The following is a 19,791-nucleotide window of genomic DNA, read 5'->3' on the forward strand; positions in this document are numbered from 1 at the left end:
TTGGCAGGTAAAGATGGCTGGGAGCCTAAGCGGGACCTTGCCAACGCAACAATGCGGCTCCCCAACTGAGGCCAGCGCCAAAGCCACTACTGGCCAGTAGGTGACCAGGGGCTACGCGCCCGTCGCGCACAGCTTCATCAAGCATGAGCGGGATCGTGGAGGCAGAGGTGTTGCCGTAGTTCGCCAAGTTGCTCAAGACCTTGGAGTGAGGGATGGAAAATCGATCCGCCACGGCATCCAAAATGCGCTGGTTGGCTTGATGGAGCAGCAGCCAGTCCAGCTGCTCTGGGGTTGTGGATGTTTGTTCTAGAAGCTCCTTGAGGATGGCTGGCACTTCGCGCACGGCAAATTTGTACACCTCTTGTCCATTCATCTGAATCGGTAGATAGCCACCGCATTGATGGCGCGTGGTGTTGACCAGGGGAAGACTGGTGGGGATCTGGGGCAAGGTCAGGGAATGGCCGCGGCTGCCATCGCTGCGCAGCCGAAAACCCAACAAGCCGTCCGCTTCTGCAGAAGTGGCTTCGAGGGCAACGGCGCCAGCCCCGTCACCAAACAGCACACAGGTGCTTCTGTCGTCCCAGTCAACAAATCGGCTCAACTGGTCGGCGCCGATCACCAGCACCCGTTGCATGGCGCCAGTGCGCAGATACTGGGCGGCTGTCACGAGCGCGAATAGAAAGCCGCTGCAGGCCGCCGTGAGGTCAAAGGCCACGGCATTGTGCGCTTTCAATCCGGCCTGAACCTTTGGTGCGGACCCAAACAGGTCGTCAGGGGTGGAGGTGGCCAATAACACCATGTCGAGGGTGTCTGGCTCCCAGTGGGCCATCTCCAGGGCCTTTGCCCCAGCACGGATCGCCAGGTCGTTTAGCGACTCATCCGGAGTGCTGACACGCCGAGACTGAATTCCGGTGCGGGTGCGAATCCATTCATCGCTGGTCTGCACCCGCTCGCTGAGGTCAGCATTGCTGATGGTTTGGTTCGCCTGGGCGCTGCCACTTGCGACCAGAGCCATGCCACGGAAGGGTGGGGGAGATCCAGCCAATGTGGAAGCGGTGTGAGTGGCGTCAGTCAATCACAGTCCAGCGAGGGGGCTTCAGCTTTTGAGCGGTGCTGGCTTGCTGAGTTCGGCGAGATCGTCCATCACACCATGACTTGCAGCGGAGTGTGCCAAGCGCAGAGCGCTCACTACAGATAGGGCTTTGCTGCTTCCATGACCGATCACGCAAATCCCATTCACCCCAAGCAGAAGCGCGCCGCCGTGTTCCGCGTGGTCGAGCCGTTTTTTGATGCGTTTGAGATTGCTGCGTAGGAAGGCTGAGCCAACTTTGCCGCGGCGTCCCCGCGGTAATTCGGCCCTGAGCACACCGAGCAGAACACTGCCGACGGACTCAAGGAATTTCAGCAGCACATTGCCCGTAAAGCCATCGCAAACCACCACATCAAATTCCCCGGATAAAACATCTCTTCCTTCGCAATTTCCGGCGAAATGAAGACGGGTTTCCTCTTTCAGTAACTCGTGGGTGCGTAGGGCGAGTTCATTGCCTTTGCATTCTTCTTCGCCAATGTTGAGCAAGCCAATTCGAGGGCGATCGACTTGGAGAACGTCGCGCGAATAGATGTTGCCGAGCAACGCAAATTGATGCATATAGGCAGGCTTGCAGTCCATGTTGGCTCCTACATCCAGCACGAGCACCGGTTGGCCGGGGTCTTTGGTGGGAAACAGAGCTCCAATGGCAGGTCGATCGATACCCGCTAAGCGACCGAGGCGAAAGATGGCCGAAGCCATCACAGCACCAGAATTTCCTGCGGAGTAAATCGCCAAGGCGTCTCCGCGCTTCACCAGGTCCATGGCGACATTGATGCTGGCATCGCGCTTCCGGCGCACAACCGTGGCTTCTTCGTGCATTTCCACGGAGGGGCCGCTGGGGATCAGCTCCAGGTGCCCTGCATTGATGGCGTTGTTGAGCGGTTCTGTGAGTCCAGAGGCCTCCGCAGCTTCCAGGACACGGTTTGTTTCGCCAACAAAGCGAATCCGCAAGGGCAGCCGATCGATGGCTTGAAGAGAGCCGTCCAGGATCTCCCCAGGGGAATGGTCTCCACCCATGCCATCCACGGCGACCCAAAGGCGATCACGCTCATGGATCAGCCCGTCAGCGCCGACCTCTGAACTTTGCAGGCGGCGTAGGGGGTCCATCACCGGTTGGAGCATCTGTCCCGCCATGCTTCCGGCGTTGGTGACGACGCTCCCTGCCATTGATCCAACCGATTCAGCCACATTGCCCGCGGCGCTGGCAGAGGTGGTAGCGGTATCAACAAGGGTGGTCACGGCGCTATTGCGCCGGTACCAAATCACCAGTCTTCTAACCGCCTTCGATCGGCGTGGTTTGCTCCTGGCTTCGTCGGCCGGGCTGAATTCAGGATCCTTCGGGTGCAACGGAATCGATGATGCGCTGGAACAAGTAACCGGTTCCCCGAGCCGTAAGGATCAGCTCGGGATTGGCCGGATCGTCTTCGAGTTTGGAGCGAAGCCGTGAGATGTGAACATCCACGACCCTCGTGTCCACGTGACGCTCAGGTGTATATCCCCACACATCCTTCAAGATTTCACCGCGGCTGAATGGTTCACCAGAGCGACCCACGAGCAGTTCGAGGAGACTGAACTCCATTCCGGTGAGGCGGATGCGTTCATCCGCACGGAACACCTGACGCTTATTGGTGTCGATGCGGAGATCTGCGACTTGAATCACCCCAGAGTTGGGGATGCCAGCCACCTGTTCTTTCTCAACGCGGCGAAGAACGCAGCGGATTCTTGCTTCTAGCTCTTTAGGACTAAACGGTTTGACGACATAGTCGTCAGCACCGAGCTCAAGGCCAGTAATCCTGTCTGCAACGTCACCCAAGGCGGTGAGCATCACGATCGGAACATCCGACTCCTTGCGCAATTCTTGGCAGACGCCGTAGCCGTCCAGCTTGGGCATCATCACGTCCAAGACCACCAGGTCTGGATTGCACTGTTCAAAGCTTTCGAGAGCTTCAGTGCCGTCGCAGGCGGTTACAACGTTGTAACCAATCATCGACAGACGAGTTTCCAGAATGCGTCGAATACTGGCCTCGTCGTCGACAACGAGAATCGTTTCCTTGCTGGCGGCTGTGGCCGTCATATCCGAACTTATTTCGTACAGGTATTGGCTACAGATAAGTGGACGGAGGCCCCGTTTTTTCACCGAAAGCCAACTTTCTTCATAGTTCGACGTGTCCCGACCCGCTTCAATCTTCGTTTGCCAGAGCTGTGGTGCCCAGACTCGACAGTTTTTTGGCCGCTGCAGCAGTTGCGGCAGCTGGAATTCTTTGGTTGAGCAAACAGCTCCGAAACCCGACGGCCGGCGCAGACGCGCGCCCGCCGAGTCAGCAGCAGCTCCAGTGGCGCGACGTTCCACCGCCATGTCTGATCTGGGTGATCGCCCGATTCAGCGGCTTGAGAGCGGTTATCCAGAATTGGATCGCGTCTTGGGCGGTGGCGTCGTCCCCGGCTCGCTCGTGCTCGTGGGGGGTGACCCAGGGATCGGCAAAAGCACGCTGCTGCTGCAAAGCGCATCGGTCATGGCGAACCGGCTGTCCGTTTTGTATGTGAGTGCTGAGGAATCAGCCCAGCAAGTGAAGTTGCGCTGGTTGCGTTTGGGTGGAGAGAGCGAGGGGCTTCAACTGCTTGCCGAGACAGACCTGGAGTTGGTGTTGGAAGAGCTTGAGGCTCTGCGGCCCGATGTGGCGATCATCGACAGCATTCAGGCCTTGCATGACGCCAACCTGTCGAGTGCTCCAGGGTCGGTTGCTCAAGTGAGGGAATGCGCCGCGTCTCTGCAGCGATTGGCCAAGCGCCAGAACACAGCTTTGCTGCTTGTCGGCCATGTGACCAAGGAGGGCATGTTGGCAGGGCCGAAGGTCCTAGAGCACTTGGTCGACGCCGTGCTCACGTTTGAGGGGGATCGTTTTGCCAGTCATCGACTTCTGCGTGCCGTAAAAAATCGCTTTGGTGCCACCCATGAACTGGGTGTGTTCGAAATGCAGGGCCAAGGTCTTGTGGAGGTCAACAATCCGAGTGAGTTGTTCCTGAGTGGAGATGAGGCCAGCGGTGTCGCCACGATCGTGGCCTGTGAGGGCACCAGGCCTCTTGTGGTGGATCTTCAGGCCTTGGTCAGCACCACGAGCTATGCGAGTCCAAGACGGACGGCTACAGGGATTGCAGTGAATCGATTGCATCAGATCCTTGCGGTGCTCGAAAAGCACATGGGCCTGCCCCTCTCACGTTTCGACTGCTACCTAGCTGTAGCGGGTGGTCTTGATGTGGAGGAGCCTGCGGCTGATTTGGGCGTGGCTGCAGCTGTTGTGGCGAGTTATCGCGATCTCATCTTGCCGGCAGGGACCGTCCTGCTGGGTGAACTTGGCCTTGGTGGTCAGCTCAGGCCTGTTGGGCAGTTGGAGTTGCGCTTGCAAGAGGCCGTCCGTCTTGGATTCAGACGAGCCGTGGTTCCCAAAGGCTGTGGACTCGCCAAAGGGCAGGCCAGCGTGGATTTGGAGCTGCACGAAGCTGGTTCGATCACGGAAGCGCTGGTTCTTGCCCTTGGCGTTAACCCTGCTGACGACCAAGCATGAGGTTCAGAAGTACACGTCGACGTTGCTGCGGCCAGTTGATTTCAGCCAGTTCTCGATATCGAGATAGCCACCAGGATTCAGCCTGACGGCTTGGGTCCAAACGTCAGCTGCCAGGTCAAACCAGCCATCTGCATCATCACGACGCCCCTCTTCCTCCGCTGTACGACCTCGTTTTTCATAAATCAGACCCATGTTTTTCAGGCATGACGGTTGCTTGGGGTTCTCATCCAAGGCCTTTTGGTAGGTCTCCAGCGCCCGCTCTTCCTCGCCATTGCTCATGTAAATGATGGCGATGTTTTTGAGGGTCTCGCCCCGGTCGATCGCGTTCTCCTCCAGCTTCAGGCTTTCCTCGTAGTTTTCCAAGGCTTCGGCGTAATCGCCGTCGTTCTGGGCGGAGAGGCCGTCGCGGTAGTACACATAAGCTTCTTTGGCACGGGCATTAATCGGCAGTAGCTTCACGATCAGATCGGCCATGACCGTGAAGCTTTTGTCGATAAAGTTGTCGTTTCGATTGCTGCGCGGCACAGGAAGCCAAAAAAGGTGTGTTCCCATCCTGACTGCAATCAGCAGCCCTGCCTAGCGTTCGTTGATGCGTTCTGCAGTTGTGACAAATTCCGCTAGCGCCACAAATTCACCACCCACGATGCTTTTGGACGTGGATGGAATGAAGTGTGGTGGTTGCGTTCGTTCGGTCGAACGCACACTTCTGGATCAACCCGGGGTCTGTGAAGCCAGCGTGAATCTGGTAACCCGCAGCGCTTGGATTCGTTTTGAAGACGATGCCGTTGCGGATCTTGATGGTGTTGTTCAGGCTTTAACGGCGAGAGGTTTCCTTGCCCAGCCTCGCGAGACCAATGCATTTGGTGCAGCGGTTGAGGCTGATCGCAGTTGGGGGTGGTGGCAGCAGTGGCGTCAGTTAATCGTCGCGCTTGTGCTGCTCGTGTTGTCCGTGGTGGGGCATCTGGCTGAAGCCGGAACCGTCCACGTTCCACCTCTTGGTTCTCTCCCTTTTCACGCCGGCTTGGCCACGGTTGCTTTGGTGGGGCCTGGGCGACCCATTCTCATCGCCGGATGGCGAGCCGCCCGCATGGGGGTGCCGACGATGGACACCCTGGTGAGCCTGGGCGTTGGAAGTGCCTACCTGGCGAGCTTGGTCGCTTTGGCTTGGCCGCAGGTGGGTTGGCCCTGCTTCTTTAACGAGCCGGTCATGCTCCTGGGCTTTGTGTTGCTCGGCCGCTTTCTGGAAGAGCGGGCGCGCCGCCGCACGGGCCGGGCACTGCAGGACTTAGCGGCTCTCCAGCCTGATGTGGCGCGCCTGTTGATGGACGATGGCACGATCCGTGAGGTGCCCGTTTCGGCGCTTCGGCCAGGAGAGCGTGTTCAGCTTTTGGCCGGCGACCGCGTCCCGGTGGATGGAATCGTGCGTGAGGGGCATTCGGCTGTGGATCTTTCCAGCCTGACGGGTGAACCCTTACCGCTGGATGCTTCTCCAGGCGCTGAGCTCAGTTCCGGCAGCCTCAATCTGGAAGCCACCCTGATGGTTGAGGTGCAGCGGATTGGTCGTGAAACCGCTCTGGCTCGGATCATTGATTTGGTGGAGCAAGCCCAGGCAAGAAAAGCGCCGATTCAGGGGCTTGCCGATCGTGTAGCCGGCCAGTTTTGTTATGCGGTGGTGAGCTTTGCCATTCTCACGTTCCTGTTCTGGTGGCAGGTCGGTTGTCGCCTTTGGCCTCAGGTCCTTGATGTCCCTGTGGCCTTGATGGATCACGGCCATGCGCATGGTCTCCATGGCTCTCTTGGTGCGGGAGCTGAGACGCCTCTTGGTCTCGCTCTCCAACTCTCCATTGCGGTGCTTGTGGTGGCTTGCCCTTGTGCTTTGGGATTGGCCACTCCCACCGTGATCACCGTCTCGTCAGGCTTGGCCGCGAAGCAGGGCTGGTTGTTTCGAGGCGGTGATGTGATCGAGCTGGCAGCCTCCGTGCAGCGCATGGTGTTCGATAAAACAGGCACGCTCACCCTTGGCCGGCCTCTGGTTGATTCGGTGTTGGCGAGCAAGGATCCACCGCAGACGCTTCAGTTAGCGGCCAGCCTTGAGCAGACAAGCCGGCATCCACTCGCCCATGCGCTGTTGCAGGAGGCACAGCGGCTTCAGTTGCCTCTCCTAGGGGTTGAGTCCAGCCGCACCACTCCGGGTGCGGGGATGGAAGGTCGTTTGCAGGGAGTGGAAGGTCTGGTCCGCGTTGGTTCTCCGGAATGGCTACAGGATCAAGGGGTGTCCTGGACGGAGCAACAGCAACAAACCCTCGATTCGGCTGTCCAGCGTGGGCAGTCGTTAGTGGCTGTTGCTTTGGCAGAAAATCCACTGGGTCTCGTCACCGTTGACGATCGACTTCGCCCGGATGCATCGCTCGCTATCCAGCGCTTACGAGATCAGGGCCAGTCCGTCGCGATGCTGAGTGGAGACCGTCGCCAGACCGTGGAACGGGTGGGACGTGAGCTTGGCTTTGCAGACGCTGATCTGGCTTGGCAGCTCTTGCCGCATCAAAAGCTTGAACGGCTTGAGCTTTTGAGAGACCAGGGTGCTGTGGCGATGGTGGGTGACGGAATTAACGATGCCCCCGCTTTGGCGGCAGCCGACCTCGGCATCGCCGTCGGCACAGGCACTCAAATCGCTCAGGACACGGCTGATCTTGTGCTGCTTGGTGACCGGCTCGAAGCGGTGCCCGAGGCCCTTTGCTTGGCGAAGCGAACGATGTCCAAGATCCGTCAGAACTTGATTTGGGCTTTTGGTTACAACCTCATTGCTTTGCCGATTGCTGCGGGTGTGCTTCTGCCCGGCTTTGGACTCCTGCTGTCCCCGCCCTTGGCAGCGTTGCTCATGGCGTTCAGCTCGGTGTCAGTTGTGCTGAATGCCCTCAGCCTGCGGCTTCGTTAACCATGGCCAGGAGCAAGGGACGACTGCTGGTGCTGGAAGGCATTGATGGTTGTGGCAAAACCACCCAGCTTCAGCAGCTATCGAGTTGGCTCCCGACGAGCGGACTGATGCCTGCGGGGTCTCAGCTGATTGTTACCCGAGAACCGGGAGGAACGGCCTTGGGGAAAAGCCTGCGTGAGCTTCTGCTCCACCCCCCTCAAGATGCTGACCCGGGGCCAACAGCAGAGTTGTTGATGTATGCAGCGGATCGTGCCCAACATGTGGACCGAGTCATTCAGCCTGCTTTGGAGCGGGGTGATTGGGTGCTCAGTGATCGGTTCACGGGATCGACGATGGCGTACCAGGGATATGGACGAAGTCTCGACCGTGTGCTTATCACTGAGCTTGAACGCATTGCCACGCGAGGGCTCAGCCCCGACATGACGATCTGGCTTGATCTCCCTTTGGAATTGAGCGTTCAGCGCCGCGGAAGTCGTGAGGAAGATCGAATGGAAGCGGAAGGTTTTGCTTTCTTAGAGCGCGTTGCCAAGGGTTTCTCTGATTTGGCTAAGACGCGAGGCTGGGTGTCGGTTGTGGCTGACCGTCCGCTTCTGGAGGTTGCGGAGGCGATTCAAACGGCCTTGCTCACCCGGGCGGCAGCTTGGCAGTCATGAGCCAGGTGTTGCGCGAAGACCAGGATCTGTTTACTGATTTGGTGGGCCAGCCTTTAGCTGAGACCCTTTTAAAGGCAGCTCTGCAGCAAGACCGGCTCGCTCCTGCCTATCTCTTCGCTGGTCCAGAAGGCGTAGGCCGTCGCCTGGCTGTTTTGCGATTCCTCGAGGGTGTGCTCAGTGAAGGCCAGTGCAATCCGCGCCAGCGCCGTCGCTTGGCAGAGCGCAACCACCCTGATCTCCTCTGGGTCGAACCCAGCTACAGCCATCAGGGACGTTTGCTCTCCCGCTCTGAAGCTGAAGAGGCCGGCGTGAGTCGGCGAACCCCTCCCCTTGTGAGGTTGGATCAGATTCGCGACATCAGTCGTTTCTTGTCACGGCAACCTCTGGAGTCGTCGCGAGGTCTTGTTGTGCTTGAGGAGCCTGAAGCGATGGCGGAAGCCGCTGCGAATGCTCTGCTCAAAACTCTTGAGGAACCAGGCCATGGAGTGTTGATTTTGTTGTCAGCGGCTCCCGAACGGTTGCTCTCCACGATTCGATCCCGCTGTCAGTTGATTCGATTGATCCAGCTAAGTGTGGAAGACATGCAGTCCGTGCTCCAACGTTTACCCGCTGAGGTCGACCAAGAGTCTGCAAAGCAAGCGCTCATGCAGCCTGAGTTGGTTGCAATGGCTGGGGGCTCTCCAGGCGCGCTATTGGGTCATGTCAAGCAGTGGTCCAGGGTTTCTGCCGATTTGATGGGACGTTTGCACGCCTTGCCAACCCAGCCGATTGAAGCCCTCGGCCTCGCCCGTGATCTCACTGAGGCCCTTGATGGTGAGCAACAGCTTTGGCTCATCAATTGGCTACAACAGCACCATTGGAGGGAGCAAAAGAACGAGCAAATTCTCAGAAAACTCGAGAAATTACGCGTTCAATTGCTTTCGTTTGTGCAACCCAGATTGGCCTGGGAAGTGACGTTTCTGGATTTGATGGGGCTCTAATCGCTCAAGATCAAGCGGTTGCCCGATTTGTGGCTTCAGCTTTTTGCTCTCGATCTTGGCGCGCTTGAGTGAGCACATCTTGCAGTCCATCGAGTTGAGACCCGGTGGGCAGTTCAAGGCAGTACCCAGCTCCATAAACCGTTTTGATAAAACGGGGTTTGCGTGGGTCTGGTTCTAATTTGGTGCGTAGGTGACGGACGTGAACGCGAATCGTTTCGATATCGTCGTCTGGCTCATAACCCCAGACCTCTTTGAGGATGAGAGAGGGGGCAACCGTTTGACCATGGCGTTGGAGCAGGCAATGAAGAAGCTCGAATTCCAGGTGGGTGAGGCGGACGGGATGATCGAACCAAATGGCCTCAAAACGTTCTGGTACCAGGGTTAGCGGTCCATAACTAAGAATTTCGTGATGATTCCCGGATGTTCCGATAGGAGCTCTGTTGCTACGCCTCAGAAGCGCTTTCACGCGTGCTTGAAGCTCTTCGAGGTCGAAGGGTTTTGTGAGGTAATCATCAGCTCCTGAATTGAATCCGCTCACTTTGTCTTTCGTGCCGCCTAAAGCTGTCAACATCAGGATGGGAATAGAAGCTGTTCTTTCATCTCTGCGCAGTCGTTGGCAGAGGGTGAGCCCGTCCACATTGGGCAGCATTAAATCGAGAAGGATTAAATCCGGGGTGTATTGCAGTGCGAGAGCCTGACCCTTAATACCGTCGTCGGCGCGTTGAACATCAAAACCACTGTGCTCTAAGTGGCCGCCTACCAGTTCGCTCATGTCCCGGTCGTCTTCGATCAGCAGGATGGAAGGCTTCATCTAAATGCTGGCGAAAAAACAGATGGACGAGGTAAGGCCGCGCCATTAAGGAGTAATTCTCTCAAGATCAACCAGTTTGTGCAGAATTCCGGTGCTTGCCTTCATGGGTGGCATGTCCCTGGAAAATGAATGCCTGACTGGGTTTTGCTGGAGTAACGCGGAGATTGACGCCTGCGGCTCTACAGGAAATCTTTTGATTTGGAGGACGTTGGGTGGCAGTTTTTTTCTGAATGAAGAAAAACCATTGCCACCTAGGCAAAAAAAATGTCACCACCGTGAAGGTGATGACATTCGTTTGAAACTCCCCGGGCGGGATTCGAACCTGCGACCAATCGATTAACAGTCGACCGCTCTACCGCTGAGCTACCGAGGATTGAGACCTGGAGACCTTAACTGCCAGGCCCTGACTTAGGCAAGTGCCTTGAGTGTGCGGCGCAAGGCGAGGCCTTTTTCCCAGGGGCCAATCATGCCCTTTTCCATCAGTGCTGCGCCGTCAGCATGGTCCAGTTCATCCAGTCGATGCGTGATCCAAAGAGCTGTGAGTGGATTGAGTGAGCGGTGACAAAGCTGTTGAACGGTTGCCAGGACCGAGTTTTGGCTGGATGGGTCTAACAGGGCTGTGGGCTCATCAAGCAGCAGAAGTTTGGCTTCGCTGGCTAGAGCACCAGCAATCGCTAGGCGCTGTTTTTGGCCTCCACTCAAGGTGTGAATTTGCCGGCCAGCCATACCGGCGAGCCCAACCTGTTCGAGCAGGTGGGCGATCCGCTTTCGCTTGAGGGCCGGGGCAAGCGTGGGGGGAAGGTTGAGGAGAAGATCGCTACCGCAACTGGGAAGGAGCAGTTGATGGTCGGGATTTTGGAACACCAAGGCTGTTTGGACGTTGCAGTCCATTTGTCCTGACTGAGGTTGGATCAAGCCTCCGATCATGCGAAAGAGAGTGCTCTTTCCGCTGCCGTTGCTCCCTACAAGCATCCAAAGGCCTGGCCCTGGAACGCTGAAGCTGCAGCGGTCCAGAGCGTGGGTGCCAGAGGGCCAGCAAAAACTCACGCTTTCAAACTGAAGAACCCGCTCGTTGGTGTCCGTTCCCACAGGGATTTAGCTGTCGAGTGAAAAGCCTGGGCGTTTGCTCCCCCCGGAAGCTGCTGTCTTCTCGTAAATCTGAACCGCTAAAACGTCGCTCGTTAGAACGCTGAGTCGTTTGCCTTCTACTTTTTCGCAGGTCATTTCAAGCAAGCGTGGCTGTCCCTGCTCAAGGGCTTGCCGAACCTGCTGATACACAGATTCGGCATCTCCCGATTCCTTGCGTTGGACAGAGATAGGCATCGGGCTCATGCGAAGAGCTAATTCGACGACGTACACAGATAAAAGAGTGTTTGTGATTCCATTCTCCTCACTAGGAGCTGGAAACGGAGGCTTGAGTATTTTCACTCATCTATGGGTTTCTCGGCTGTGTTGCCCCTGCAAAAAGAGCCAAGGCCTCTAGGCTCACAAACGTAAAGCTTCATGAAGCTCTCTCATGACGATCGCTGCAGGTCGCATGCCGCAGCGGGGATGGTTCGACGTCCTCGATGACTGGCTCAAACGCGACCGATTTGTGTTTGTCGGCTGGTCCGGCATTCTCCTTCTTCCCACGGCCTACCTCTCGATTGGTGGCTGGTTAACGGGAACCACCTTTGTAACTTCCTGGTACACCCACGGCATTGCGTCGTCGTACCTCGAGGGTTGCAACTTTCTCACCGCTGCTGTGTCCACCCCCGCTGATGCGATGGGTCACAGCCTTCTCTTGCTCTGGGGCCCAGAAGCCCAGGGTGACTTCGTCCGCTGGTGTCAGCTCGGAGGCCTTTGGGCTTTCGTCGCACTCCACGGCGCCTTTGCACTGATCGGCTTCATGCTGCGTCAGTTCGAAATTGCTCGTTTGGTCGGCATTCGTCCTTACAACGCCATCGCCTTCTCCGGTCCGATTGCGGTGTTCGTCAGTGTCTTCCTGATGTACCCCTTGGGACAGAGCAGCTGGTTCTTTGCACCCTCCTTTGGTGTGGCTGCAATTTTCCGCTTCCTGTTGTTCCTCCAGGGCTTCCATAACTGGACCCTGAATCCTTTCCACATGATGGGAGTGGCCGGCATTCTTGGCGGTGCACTGCTTTGCGCTATTCACGGCGCAACCGTGGAAAACACTCTTTTTGAGGATGGTGAACAGTCGAACACCTTTAAGGCGTTTGAACCCACCCAAGAAGAAGAGACCTATTCGATGGTCACCGCCAACCGTTTCTGGAGCCAAATCTTCGGAATTGCGTTCTCTAACAAGCGTTGGCTGCACTTCTTCATGCTGTTTGTGCCTGTGATGGGCCTGTGGACCAGCTCCATCGGCATCATTGGCCTTGCCCTCAACTTGCGTGCCTATGACTTCGTGTCACAGGAAATCCGCGCTGCTGAGGATCCTGAATTTGAAACCTTCTACACGAAGAATATTCTTCTGAATGAAGGTCTGCGTGCCTGGATGGCACCGGCTGACCAGCCGCACGAAAACTTCGTCTTCCCTGAAGAGGTTCTGCCCCGCGGCAACGCTCTCTGATTAAGTCGAAAAATTCGATTGCTTTTCTGATTACTTCAAGCGCTTATTTAATTGAGCGCTTTTTTGTTGTCTTCGTCAAAGCTCTCTTTCTTACTGTCGCTGAGTTGGCCATGAAAGTTCCTCAAAACTGATTAAGCCCCCGTCTCTTCGTTGCTTTCTGGGCGTGCTTAAGGATTTTTTGAGGCCCTATGGAGAATATTCAGTTAGGATAAGTGAGTACTGTTCGCAGCTTTGTGGAAGTTTTTTAGTGCTTCTAGCACTGATTTCCTTCCGAATGCATTGCCGGCGATCACTTATCCCTTCAGGAGGAGGTGTCCATGAGTTCTAGTTCTTTGATTCAGGGTCTGCTGATCGTGGAGAACGCCGTCTGATTACGGCATCTAGTTCCTAGATCAATCGGTTCCGCGACAGAGCGGACCCGGCGAGAGCCCCTCAATGAGTGATTTAATCATTCATTGAGGGGCATCGTTTTGGGCTGACAAATTAATAATTAACTGGTCAAGCTCTTTCTCTAACTTTTTTGATTGCGATTTATGTTTTTGCATTAGGACAACGCCATCATTGATTGAATAAACGGAGTAAATACTTCTGTTTTTCTGTAGCTTAGATAAGCTCTTGTTGAGCATTTTCCGATCTCGTGGGAACGCAGATGCGAAATGGCTTAAATCCTTAAGGTCGACCGCAATCCAGTCCACTGATTTTTGAATGCCGGTTTCGTCTTGAAAATTAAGTGAGTGGGGGAATCTTACAAGCACAGAGCGATTGGCTAGCCATGGGACGAGATTGGTGTTTGCGCTAACAGATGCTTGAGCCGGGATCTCCTTTATTGACGCGCGTGCTGATTGTCCATGCTTCCACTGCTGAACAGGGTTGTTATAAAGCCAAGGTTGAATGCTATCGGGGATTAAAAATGAAAAGCTACGATTTTGGTTTCCTGCGATTGCGAAAAGTAAGGATAGAACCATGCATCCAGTCCAGATTTGTCGAAATCGCTTTGACGAGAAGATCTTTTCTCTAGATCGCCACCAATAGATTGATCCTCCGAAAAGTCCTGGAACGACCAAAAATGTATATCGTATGTTGATAGAGAGTGGATCATTGCTGCCTTTTGCAAGTAGTAAGCCCAGTAGTGGAAATCCCATCATTAGCCAAGCATCAGTTGCAATCAATGGGATAAATAGAAGCGGGAGCCCTTGTCCGGCGAGGTACAACAGAGTGTCTCCTGGCGGACTCACTAGCTCGCGAAGCAAAGTGATGGGTTGGCGCAATACCTGGCCCAAGATGTCAAGGCTTGTGGCACGATCAACGCCGGGTGCAAACTGTCCAAAATTGGAAACCATGAATCTCCGCGCATTGTCATCGCCGAACATCGGCATTAAGACGTTGGTAACAATGACAACCCAGCTCACTCCGACCAAAAACATTGCTGTAGCGAGGGGCCGGCGTTGAGGTTGTTTTACTCCTAGCCAAAGAGCAATTCCTGCTAGAACAACGCCTGTATCTTCTCTGACTAATGGAATTAAGACAGTGCATATGAGCGTTAGTAATTTGTTGTGTGTTCTCAATCCATAGAGAAGAGCAAATACAAGCAGTGGTAGTTGGCAGAGATCGGTAAAGTTTGCAAGTGTTGGAGCGATGACGGCATTGGCAAAGTAGAAAGAAAATGTTATTTTTGCTGATAGTGATGGGCTGAGGTCAAGAGCTGCAAGCTTGTATAAAACGATTCCAGCGGCTGTAATCATTCCCACCTGAATGATTGGTAAGCCCCAGATGCCAAGTAGGCCAATCAGTGGGATCCAGGTCACCAAAATGGGAGTGAAATGCTGACTTAGGCGCTGGTATCCAAGAGCTGGAAATTCCCCGCTATGGATCACGTTGGTGGATAGCTGTGATGAAAGCGTGCTTTCGAATGGATGACCGCTGAGCCCGTTCCACAAAATTTGAAAAAATATCCCTTGGTCGTAGCTTGCGTTCAAGCTCATGAGTCGCCACCACTGGAGTGTGATTGCGACAACGGCAAAAATCACTGCGGCTAAAGCAGCTTGCTTTTGGGGAGAGATCCTCTGCATTACAAATGGCCTAGCAAGCGAAGAGGTTGCTTGTGCGCCTACTCTTGCATCATCTCCAACCCTTGCTTAAGCCTTGATCGACCACGTATCGAGCCCTCGCATCATTCGAACCCCTTGGGGCGATCTGTCTCCAAAGGTTGATGTGTTCCCTCTTGTCTATCTTTTGCTTTTATATGGGGTCATTTACTTTCTTCCTTTTGGGGCTTTTGATGCTTGGCGTAAGGGAGAAGATGGTCTGGTTGAATGGTTACAATTTCTAGGTTATTTTTTTGCCGGTATTTCCGCTTTAGTTGTTATTTGGAAGGGAAGAATAACGAGTCATCCTCTTCAATTGTTTTGGTGGGTTTTGATTGCAATTTTTTGTCTTTATGTAGCGGGTGAGGAGATTAGCTGGGCAGAGCGCTTGACCGGATTTGGTATTGGTGCGTTGCGAGACATGAATGCTCAGGGTGAATCAAACTTGCATAATTTAGAAGGAGTTCAAAATTATCTTCATTTTTCATATATCGCTTCGGGATTATTTTTTGGATGGTTCGGTTGGCGATTCTTCCCCTCAATTGACGCATTCCCTGCTAAGCGCTTCAGCCTATTCTTTTTATTTGTGGCTGCTTTTTATGCTTATTGGGACTTGTCTTGGATTACGCTTGGTGATCGCATAAGGAATGATCAAGAAGCTATAGAATTATTGATGTCTCTTGGATTGTTTCTGCATTGTTTTGGTCATGCTAAGTCCTTGTTAACATCAGGACGTTTGCCTAATTCTTCTCGCCGTTGATTTGATTTTCAACGCTTTTTATGGCCGGGATGATGCTGTTTTTGAGACCTATTGGCCCTCTTGGGTCGAAACAAGTGGTTCTAGATAGATCGCGAAGTGCAACCAGTAAATTTATTTTCTCTCTGCCTTTTGACTCTTTTAGGTAGGTATCTGCTAGCCATGCAGCTTTGCATGATTTCCAGTCAGCAAGAAGTACAACAAGGTGATAGGCTCTCGCCCAGTTTTCTTCTGCATCTAACGCTTCAAGTTGTGTGAACCACCTGGCAGCATTTTCTGGCCTGTTTTGTAGCACTCCTAAAAGGGCAAGACTCCAAAGTGCGTCTGGATTATGGTTATTCTCTTTTAGTTTTTTTAGCGCCCAAGATTTAACTCGATCTTGATATTTAAAATCTGGATCAAGAAGATGTTGCACTTCTATTTCTTTGAAAATTGAATCTAGACTTCCTGGCCCAGATTCGAGGCTGCGTGCTAGTGATATAAATCGGTAGTCAAATGTTGTTGGCTTTTCTGCTGAATCTTTGCGTTTCCATAGTTCAACCTCGCGACCTTCAGTCCACCCCCAAGACTCTATTAATTCAAATCTCGGGTCTTTGCGTACCTTCCGGCCCAGTTTTCTGGCGGATTTTCGCGATGTCCCTTGATCACCCGTTGCAAGAATCCACCAGTTTGATTGATCCAATGCCATATCTTTTTGTCCAGGACTTCTGCCTAGACGACGAGCTTGGATGTCACGCCCATTGATTTGGCCGAGATAGCTCAAGGTTTGCTCGTTGAGGTTGCGATCACTGGATGTTATGAACACAGTCGTTGGCAATCCTTTCACTCTTTTATTAATGCTGTTTAAAGCATGAATGGCAGGTGAGCCTGCCTTTTTATCAATATCGCTCCAGCGCTGTTTGATGCTTAGTGTTGCTGATAATATGAGAATGGAGCAAAAAGCAATCAAGCTGTTTCTTTTACCAGCTTTTTGGCTAGCAAAATTAATTAATACTAGCCACCCTTTTGCAAGGATTAATATGAGCAATGGAAGCACTGGAGCGATATATCTTGCGTCTTTGTTTGGGCTTAGTGTTATGCAGATCCAGCCACTAAGAGTCACTCCAATCACCCAAGGCCAGCCATCAGCAAGGTTTAAAACCGGATGTTTGAATTCTCTTGTTAATCTGGTTTTGTTTTTCCATGCTAATAGGCCTAATCCCGCTAGCCCAAGTGTCAATACCAGTACACCTAGTTGGTTCGGCATAAGCTTTGGATACCAGATCCAGCTCTGCAGATTGAGGATTCCGGGATCCCCCTCCTCTGCTCCTGAGACCAATACAGCCCGCTGTGTTCCTCCAATGGTTGTGATCCAATTGTGATGAAGCCATGGCAACAACATGGAGATAACCACCGAGATCCCTGCGATGGTTTGACTTCGTCGCTTCTTGATCGAAAACGCCTGCCAGGCCGCCCAAAGTGACGGCATCGCTAGAACGAGTAATGAGCTCTGCTTCATAAGCAATGCTCCTCCGATTGAGACTGCTGCGGCAAAGGCCTGTTTCCAAGTTCCTCCCTCTGGAGAATTGCTTTGCCAGAGAAACAGAAGCCAGAGCGCGAGACTACTGCTTGTTGCTACAGCAAGATCGAGGCTAAATTCAACCCTGTGTTCCGCCATCGCTGGAGACAAGGCCAGCAATAATGCGGCAAGTAGACCAAGCTTCGTGCCACCCAAAGCACGACCCCACTGGGCCACAATTATCAGTAGCAACCCATGCCAAAGACTTAAGACCCAGCTCGCTTTGTCTGCAGTTTCTCCCGTGAAAGCCATCACGCTTCCGCTGATGAGTGCCGATAAGGGGGGGATTTTTGGAGACAAGTCCAGAAGCGCTTGCCATCCATTCCATTCCCTAGGGGCTAGCAATCCAAGTCCCCTTCCGTGTTCCAAGGCACTGCTGAGATATTCTGCTTGATCCCAAGATGGAAGCCTCTGATCATGAAACAACCAGGTTCTGTCGAACCATGTGCTCAGTAGCCAGATCAGCAGTAGCGCACCCCACCAGAGCCAATTACTGAATGGGTGTTTTATGTAGTTTTTGACTGATTTTAACAAGTTTTTCGGCGACGCCATAAACGTGTGTGCAGGAAAAGTCCGATAGCGATTAAGAACTCGTAGATCTCTTGGTGATTTGCCACCGTAATTGGGCAAATACCATCCTCTCTGCAAAATTCAAAACTTATATACCAGATTGCTGGTATGAGGAAGTAAAGAGAGAGTTTTTTGTCAGGGAAAAGAGGTGAGTTTTTGATGATCCACGATCCGAGTCCCAGTAGGAGCCCTAAGGCCGCCCAGCCAAGATGGAGAAATCCTTTGAGCTGAAAAGCTCCAATATTATGGAGATTAGTTTCCCCTTGAGTGTTAATTGCTTGTATAGACTCGATTCCGTAGCCATGTAGACGTTCCCCCCAGCTAATTTCTTCGGCAATGAAAATCACAAAAAATACTGTATAAAAAATCCAAACCAGTCGTTCTGTTAATGAAAGATGAGATTGTTTCAGGATGTTTATTGTATTGAACGCTGAGAAGCAGAGTAGTGCGACACTGCCCCACTCCATCAAGCCATCCTCATTTTGAATCCATCCGAATATTCCAAAAGGGAGCCATTTTATCAATGTGTATGTAATTATTAACAAGTAAATTGGCCTGATGTCTAAATTCTTTCGAAGCCTCAGGATTTTTCTCTTGGACATGGTTCGTCTGAATGTGCGGAAGAGGGAAGACTGGTCAATTAATCTTGGTCTCTTGACTTTGGGGATTGATGCTGTTTTTGATAAACCGTGCAGAAGCTGACCACCAAAAATATAGCCATGTCGTGATTCCGAGGAATTTAACTCCTTCTTCGAAAAGCTGTAGTGACGCATAATTTATAGGTGTTATGTCGACAATATCGCGTTGAAATTTATCGGTAAGCACCGACAAAGCCAATAGAGTGGCTGCCAGGATGAACACCTCACCACCATTCTTTACCAGCTGATCTCGGAACTTGAAAACAATGAGAAATGCAAATATCGCATAAACTACATACAGGAATGTTTGACCAATGTATCTGTCGTGTAGCAAGAACATATCATCTATACAAAGTATGAATGAAAACCAGCCCCCGCAAAGCAGCATCTTCTTTGATTTGTGCTGGTTGTGTGTTGGCGTGGCGTATGCGCTAAAGAGCGCGATTGCTGCTGTTGCAATCCAGAGAAGGTAGCCCAGGTTTGATATCAGACCAACTCCAAGCAGAGAGTCGCAAGTTTGAGCCAGATCTCTGATGACCAGAATTCCCTTGATTCCTGCCAATGCGCTAAGGCTGATTGCCAAGACGTACACCAGAAGACCGGGAAGTACTGCAATGCTTAATGCCTTGCGGAGATTGCTGAGCTTTGTTTGAACCATTTGGCTGTCCATCTCAGCTCCATTATTACGTCACGACTGTATTGGCTATTAATTGGCTTGCTCAGGCGCTTTCTGCTGTTGATGCTTTTTTAAAAGGTGATATGGGTCGGTTTTGAGGGGTGGTCATTGTTGGATAAGCATTTATTGGTCGAGATCTTGACGTAACTTTATTGGACACCCCACAGAAGAAAGTTGTCTCAAGCGGTTTTAATTCGTCTATATTATCAAGTCCTCTGCAATTCTGGCCTTCTAAAACCTACTGGTTTTAACAGAAATCGCAGTAAAGCTGATAAATTATTGTTGCGCTTGTGCTTTTTAGTTGCTTTTTTGAGAAAATGTAAATTGGTGTCAGCTTGTTATTTGAAGCTTTCTAGTCAAATTAAATTCTAATCACTCTGCTGTGGGGATTTGAATAAAATCTGCTTTTTGTCGTTATGCCGGTGATTCGGATTGGCGTGGCTGCCAGTCAAGGTTTTGTGAGGAGATTGCCTCTCAGTCTTAGGTGGATTCTCTGTGATTGGAGCCACTCTTTTGACTCCATGATGTAGTAGTTCTGGAAAGGCAAGTCATAGGCCAGGTGTTGTGGAGAGTGACGTGTATGCAGTGGCTCAATGTGCTCAATATTGCGCGCTTTGGCGTATATGTTTGTGGTGATACACATCTGGCAAATTTAGTATCAAGTGCTACTTAAACTGGTCTTAATGTGCCCTTTGATGCATTCCAGGGTCTTTTCTGTCACAGCGATAATTGCGTTGAATATTGCTGTACGTAATTTGTACAGGACGCCATGCGTCTCGATACCTCAATTTTTTGGTGTGAGGACCGAAAATGAAACTTTTCCATCAACTGCTGGTGGCCCCAGCTGCACTGGGCCTTTTGGCTCCTGTGGCCGCAAATGCCACTGAGCTGAACATCAACGGTG

Annotated in this window: 17 protein-coding genes and 1 tRNA gene; 6 read left to right on the forward strand and 12 right to left on the reverse strand. The window is 52.7% G+C overall.

Features of this window, described 5'->3' with window-relative positions:
- Positions 1 to 25 precede the first annotated feature (25 nt).
- From DXY38_RS06295 to rpaB, 3 genes are all read right to left on the reverse strand, one after another.
- Entirely contained in the window at positions 26 to 1,015 is a 990-nt protein-coding gene (locus DXY38_RS06295; protein WP_115070940.1) for a beta-ketoacyl-ACP synthase III, read from the reverse strand.
- Positions 1,016 to 1,096: 81 nt separating this feature from the next.
- Complete coding sequence (plsX, locus tag DXY38_RS06300; protein ID WP_038014213.1) at positions 1,097 to 2,437, reverse strand: phosphate acyltransferase PlsX; 1,341 nt, start codon at positions 2,435 to 2,437, stop codon at positions 1,097 to 1,099.
- Positions 2,418 to 3,164, reverse strand: coding sequence for a response regulator transcription factor RpaB (rpaB, locus tag DXY38_RS06305; protein WP_011620489.1), 747 nt, complete (start codon positions 3,162 to 3,164; stop codon positions 2,418 to 2,420). The genes plsX and rpaB overlap by 20 nt, the downstream gene beginning before the upstream one ends.
- Before the next feature lie 91 nt (positions 3,165 to 3,255).
- Here rpaB and radA point away from each other — a divergent pair, with 91 nt between their 5' ends.
- A complete protein-coding gene (gene radA, locus DXY38_RS06310) occupies positions 3,256 to 4,653 on the forward strand; it encodes a DNA repair protein RadA (RefSeq protein WP_115070902.1) in 1,398 nt (465 codons plus the stop codon).
- Between the two features lie 3 nt (positions 4,654 to 4,656).
- On the opposite strand, the gene DXY38_RS06315 is transcribed toward radA, so the two are convergent.
- Complete coding sequence (locus DXY38_RS06315) at positions 4,657 to 5,205, reverse strand: photosystem I assembly protein Ycf3 (protein WP_006853973.1); 549 nt, start codon at positions 5,203 to 5,205, stop codon at positions 4,657 to 4,659.
- Positions 5,206 to 5,296: 91 nt separating this feature from the next.
- On the opposite strand from DXY38_RS06315, the gene DXY38_RS06320 reads away from it, so the two are divergent.
- Genes DXY38_RS06320 through DXY38_RS06330 form a run of 3 tightly spaced genes read left to right on the forward strand, consistent with a single transcriptional unit; the run spans position 5,297 to position 9,221 of the window.
- Entirely contained in the window at positions 5,297 to 7,588 is a 2,292-nt protein-coding gene (locus DXY38_RS06320; protein WP_170952873.1) for a cation-translocating P-type ATPase, read from the forward strand.
- 2 nt (positions 7,589 to 7,590) lie between these two features.
- Complete coding sequence (gene tmk / locus DXY38_RS06325; RefSeq protein WP_115070904.1) at positions 7,591 to 8,241, forward strand: dTMP kinase; 651 nt, start codon at positions 7,591 to 7,593, stop codon at positions 8,239 to 8,241.
- Complete coding sequence (locus DXY38_RS06330; RefSeq protein ID WP_115070905.1) at positions 8,238 to 9,221, forward strand: DNA polymerase III subunit delta'; 984 nt, start codon at positions 8,238 to 8,240, stop codon at positions 9,219 to 9,221. The genes tmk and DXY38_RS06330 overlap by 4 nt, the downstream gene beginning before the upstream one ends.
- Before the next feature lie 10 nt (positions 9,222 to 9,231).
- Here the strand turns inward: DXY38_RS06330 and DXY38_RS06335 are convergent, their stop codons facing one another.
- The 4 genes from DXY38_RS06335 to DXY38_RS06350 form a co-directional block, all read right to left on the reverse strand.
- Complete coding sequence (locus DXY38_RS06335) at positions 9,232 to 10,032, reverse strand: response regulator transcription factor (RefSeq protein WP_115070906.1); 801 nt, start codon at positions 10,030 to 10,032, stop codon at positions 9,232 to 9,234.
- A 301-nt stretch (positions 10,033 to 10,333) separates the two neighbouring features.
- A tRNA-Asn gene (locus tag DXY38_RS06340) sits at positions 10,334 to 10,405 on the reverse strand.
- Positions 10,406 to 10,440: 35 nt separating this feature from the next.
- Positions 10,441 to 11,121 carry an ABC transporter ATP-binding protein gene (locus DXY38_RS06345; RefSeq protein ID WP_115070907.1) on the reverse strand — a complete coding sequence of 227 codons (681 nt, stop codon included), beginning with the start codon at positions 11,119 to 11,121 and terminating at the stop codon, positions 10,441 to 10,443.
- A gap of 6 nt (positions 11,122 to 11,127) precedes the next feature.
- Positions 11,128 to 11,391, reverse strand: coding sequence for a hypothetical protein (locus tag DXY38_RS06350; RefSeq protein WP_041426744.1), 264 nt, complete (start codon positions 11,389 to 11,391; stop codon positions 11,128 to 11,130).
- Positions 11,392 to 11,548: 157 nt separating this feature from the next.
- Here DXY38_RS06350 and psbD point away from each other — a divergent pair, with 157 nt between their 5' ends.
- Positions 11,549 to 12,604 (forward strand): photosystem II D2 protein (photosystem q(a) protein), encoded by a 1,056-nt coding sequence (psbD, locus tag DXY38_RS06355; protein WP_006853965.1) that lies wholly within the window; start codon positions 11,549 to 11,551, stop codon positions 12,602 to 12,604.
- Positions 12,605 to 13,056: 452 nt separating this feature from the next.
- Here psbD and DXY38_RS06360 read toward each other — a convergent pair whose 3' ends face one another.
- Positions 13,057 to 14,673: a DUF2079 domain-containing protein gene (locus DXY38_RS06360; protein ID WP_115070909.1), complete on the reverse strand. Its 1,617-nt coding sequence runs from the start codon at positions 14,671 to 14,673 to the stop codon at positions 13,057 to 13,059.
- A gap of 73 nt (positions 14,674 to 14,746) precedes the next feature.
- Between DXY38_RS06360 and DXY38_RS06365 the strand changes: the two genes are divergently transcribed.
- Positions 14,747 to 15,448 (forward strand): hypothetical protein, encoded by a 702-nt coding sequence (locus DXY38_RS06365; RefSeq protein WP_006853963.1) that lies wholly within the window; start codon positions 14,747 to 14,749, stop codon positions 15,446 to 15,448.
- On the opposite strand, the gene DXY38_RS06370 is transcribed toward DXY38_RS06365, so the two are convergent.
- From DXY38_RS06370 to DXY38_RS06380, 3 genes are all read right to left on the reverse strand, one after another.
- On the reverse strand, positions 15,429 to 17,555 hold the full coding sequence (locus DXY38_RS06370) for a glycosyltransferase family 39 protein (protein WP_115070911.1): 2,127 nt from the start codon (positions 17,553 to 17,555) through the stop codon (positions 15,429 to 15,431). The genes DXY38_RS06365 and DXY38_RS06370 overlap by 20 nt on opposite strands.
- Positions 17,531 to 18,040 (reverse strand): hypothetical protein, encoded by a 510-nt coding sequence (locus DXY38_RS06375; protein WP_206749675.1) that lies wholly within the window; start codon positions 18,038 to 18,040, stop codon positions 17,531 to 17,533. Before DXY38_RS06375 ends, DXY38_RS06370 begins: the two co-directional genes overlap by 25 nt.
- A gap of 169 nt (positions 18,041 to 18,209) precedes the next feature.
- On the reverse strand, positions 18,210 to 18,881 hold the full coding sequence (locus DXY38_RS06380) for an oxidoreductase (RefSeq protein ID WP_115070913.1): 672 nt from the start codon (positions 18,879 to 18,881) through the stop codon (positions 18,210 to 18,212).
- Positions 18,882 to 19,791: the final 910 nt, after the last annotated feature.

This window comes from Synechococcus sp. UW179B (genome assembly GCF_900474245.1).
Lineage (GTDB): Bacteria > Cyanobacteriota > Cyanobacteriia > PCC-6307 > Cyanobiaceae > Synechococcus_C.

What these genes read in the sequence shown, in the direction of transcription:
- DXY38_RS06295 (WP_115070940.1), bottom strand. Translation starts at nt 1,015, where the DNA reads ATGGCTCTGGTCGCAAGTGGCAGCGCCCAGGCGAACCAAACCATCAGC.
- rpaB (WP_011620489.1), bottom strand. Translation starts at nt 3,164, where the DNA reads ATGACGGCCACAGCCGCCAGCAAGGAAACGATTCTCGTTGTCGACGAC.
- DXY38_RS06315 (WP_006853973.1), bottom strand. Translation starts at nt 5,205, where the DNA reads ATGGGAACACACCTTTTTTGGCTTCCTGTGCCGCGCAGCAATCGAAAC.
- DXY38_RS06320 (WP_170952873.1), top strand. Translation starts at nt 5,297, where the DNA reads ATGCTTTTGGACGTGGATGGAATGAAGTGTGGTGGTTGCGTTCGTTCG.
- tmk (WP_115070904.1), top strand. Translation starts at nt 7,591, where the DNA reads ATGGCCAGGAGCAAGGGACGACTGCTGGTGCTGGAAGGCATTGATGGT.
- DXY38_RS06330 (WP_115070905.1), top strand. Translation starts at nt 8,238, where the DNA reads ATGAGCCAGGTGTTGCGCGAAGACCAGGATCTGTTTACTGATTTGGTG.
- DXY38_RS06335 (WP_115070906.1), bottom strand. Translation starts at nt 10,032, where the DNA reads ATGAAGCCTTCCATCCTGCTGATCGAAGACGACCGGGACATGAGCGAA.
- psbD (WP_006853965.1), top strand. Translation starts at nt 11,549, where the DNA reads ATGACGATCGCTGCAGGTCGCATGCCGCAGCGGGGATGGTTCGACGTC.
- DXY38_RS06360 (WP_115070909.1), bottom strand. Translation starts at nt 14,673, where the DNA reads ATGCAGAGGATCTCTCCCCAAAAGCAAGCTGCTTTAGCCGCAGTGATT.
- DXY38_RS06370 (WP_115070911.1), bottom strand. Translation starts at nt 17,555, where the DNA reads ATGGCGTCGCCGAAAAACTTGTTAAAATCAGTCAAAAACTACATAAAA.
- DXY38_RS06375 (WP_206749675.1), bottom strand. Translation starts at nt 18,040, where the DNA reads ATGGAGTGGGGCAGTGTCGCACTACTCTGCTTCTCAGCGTTCAATACA.
- DXY38_RS06380 (WP_115070913.1), bottom strand. Translation starts at nt 18,881, where the DNA reads ATGGACAGCCAAATGGTTCAAACAAAGCTCAGCAATCTCCGCAAGGCA.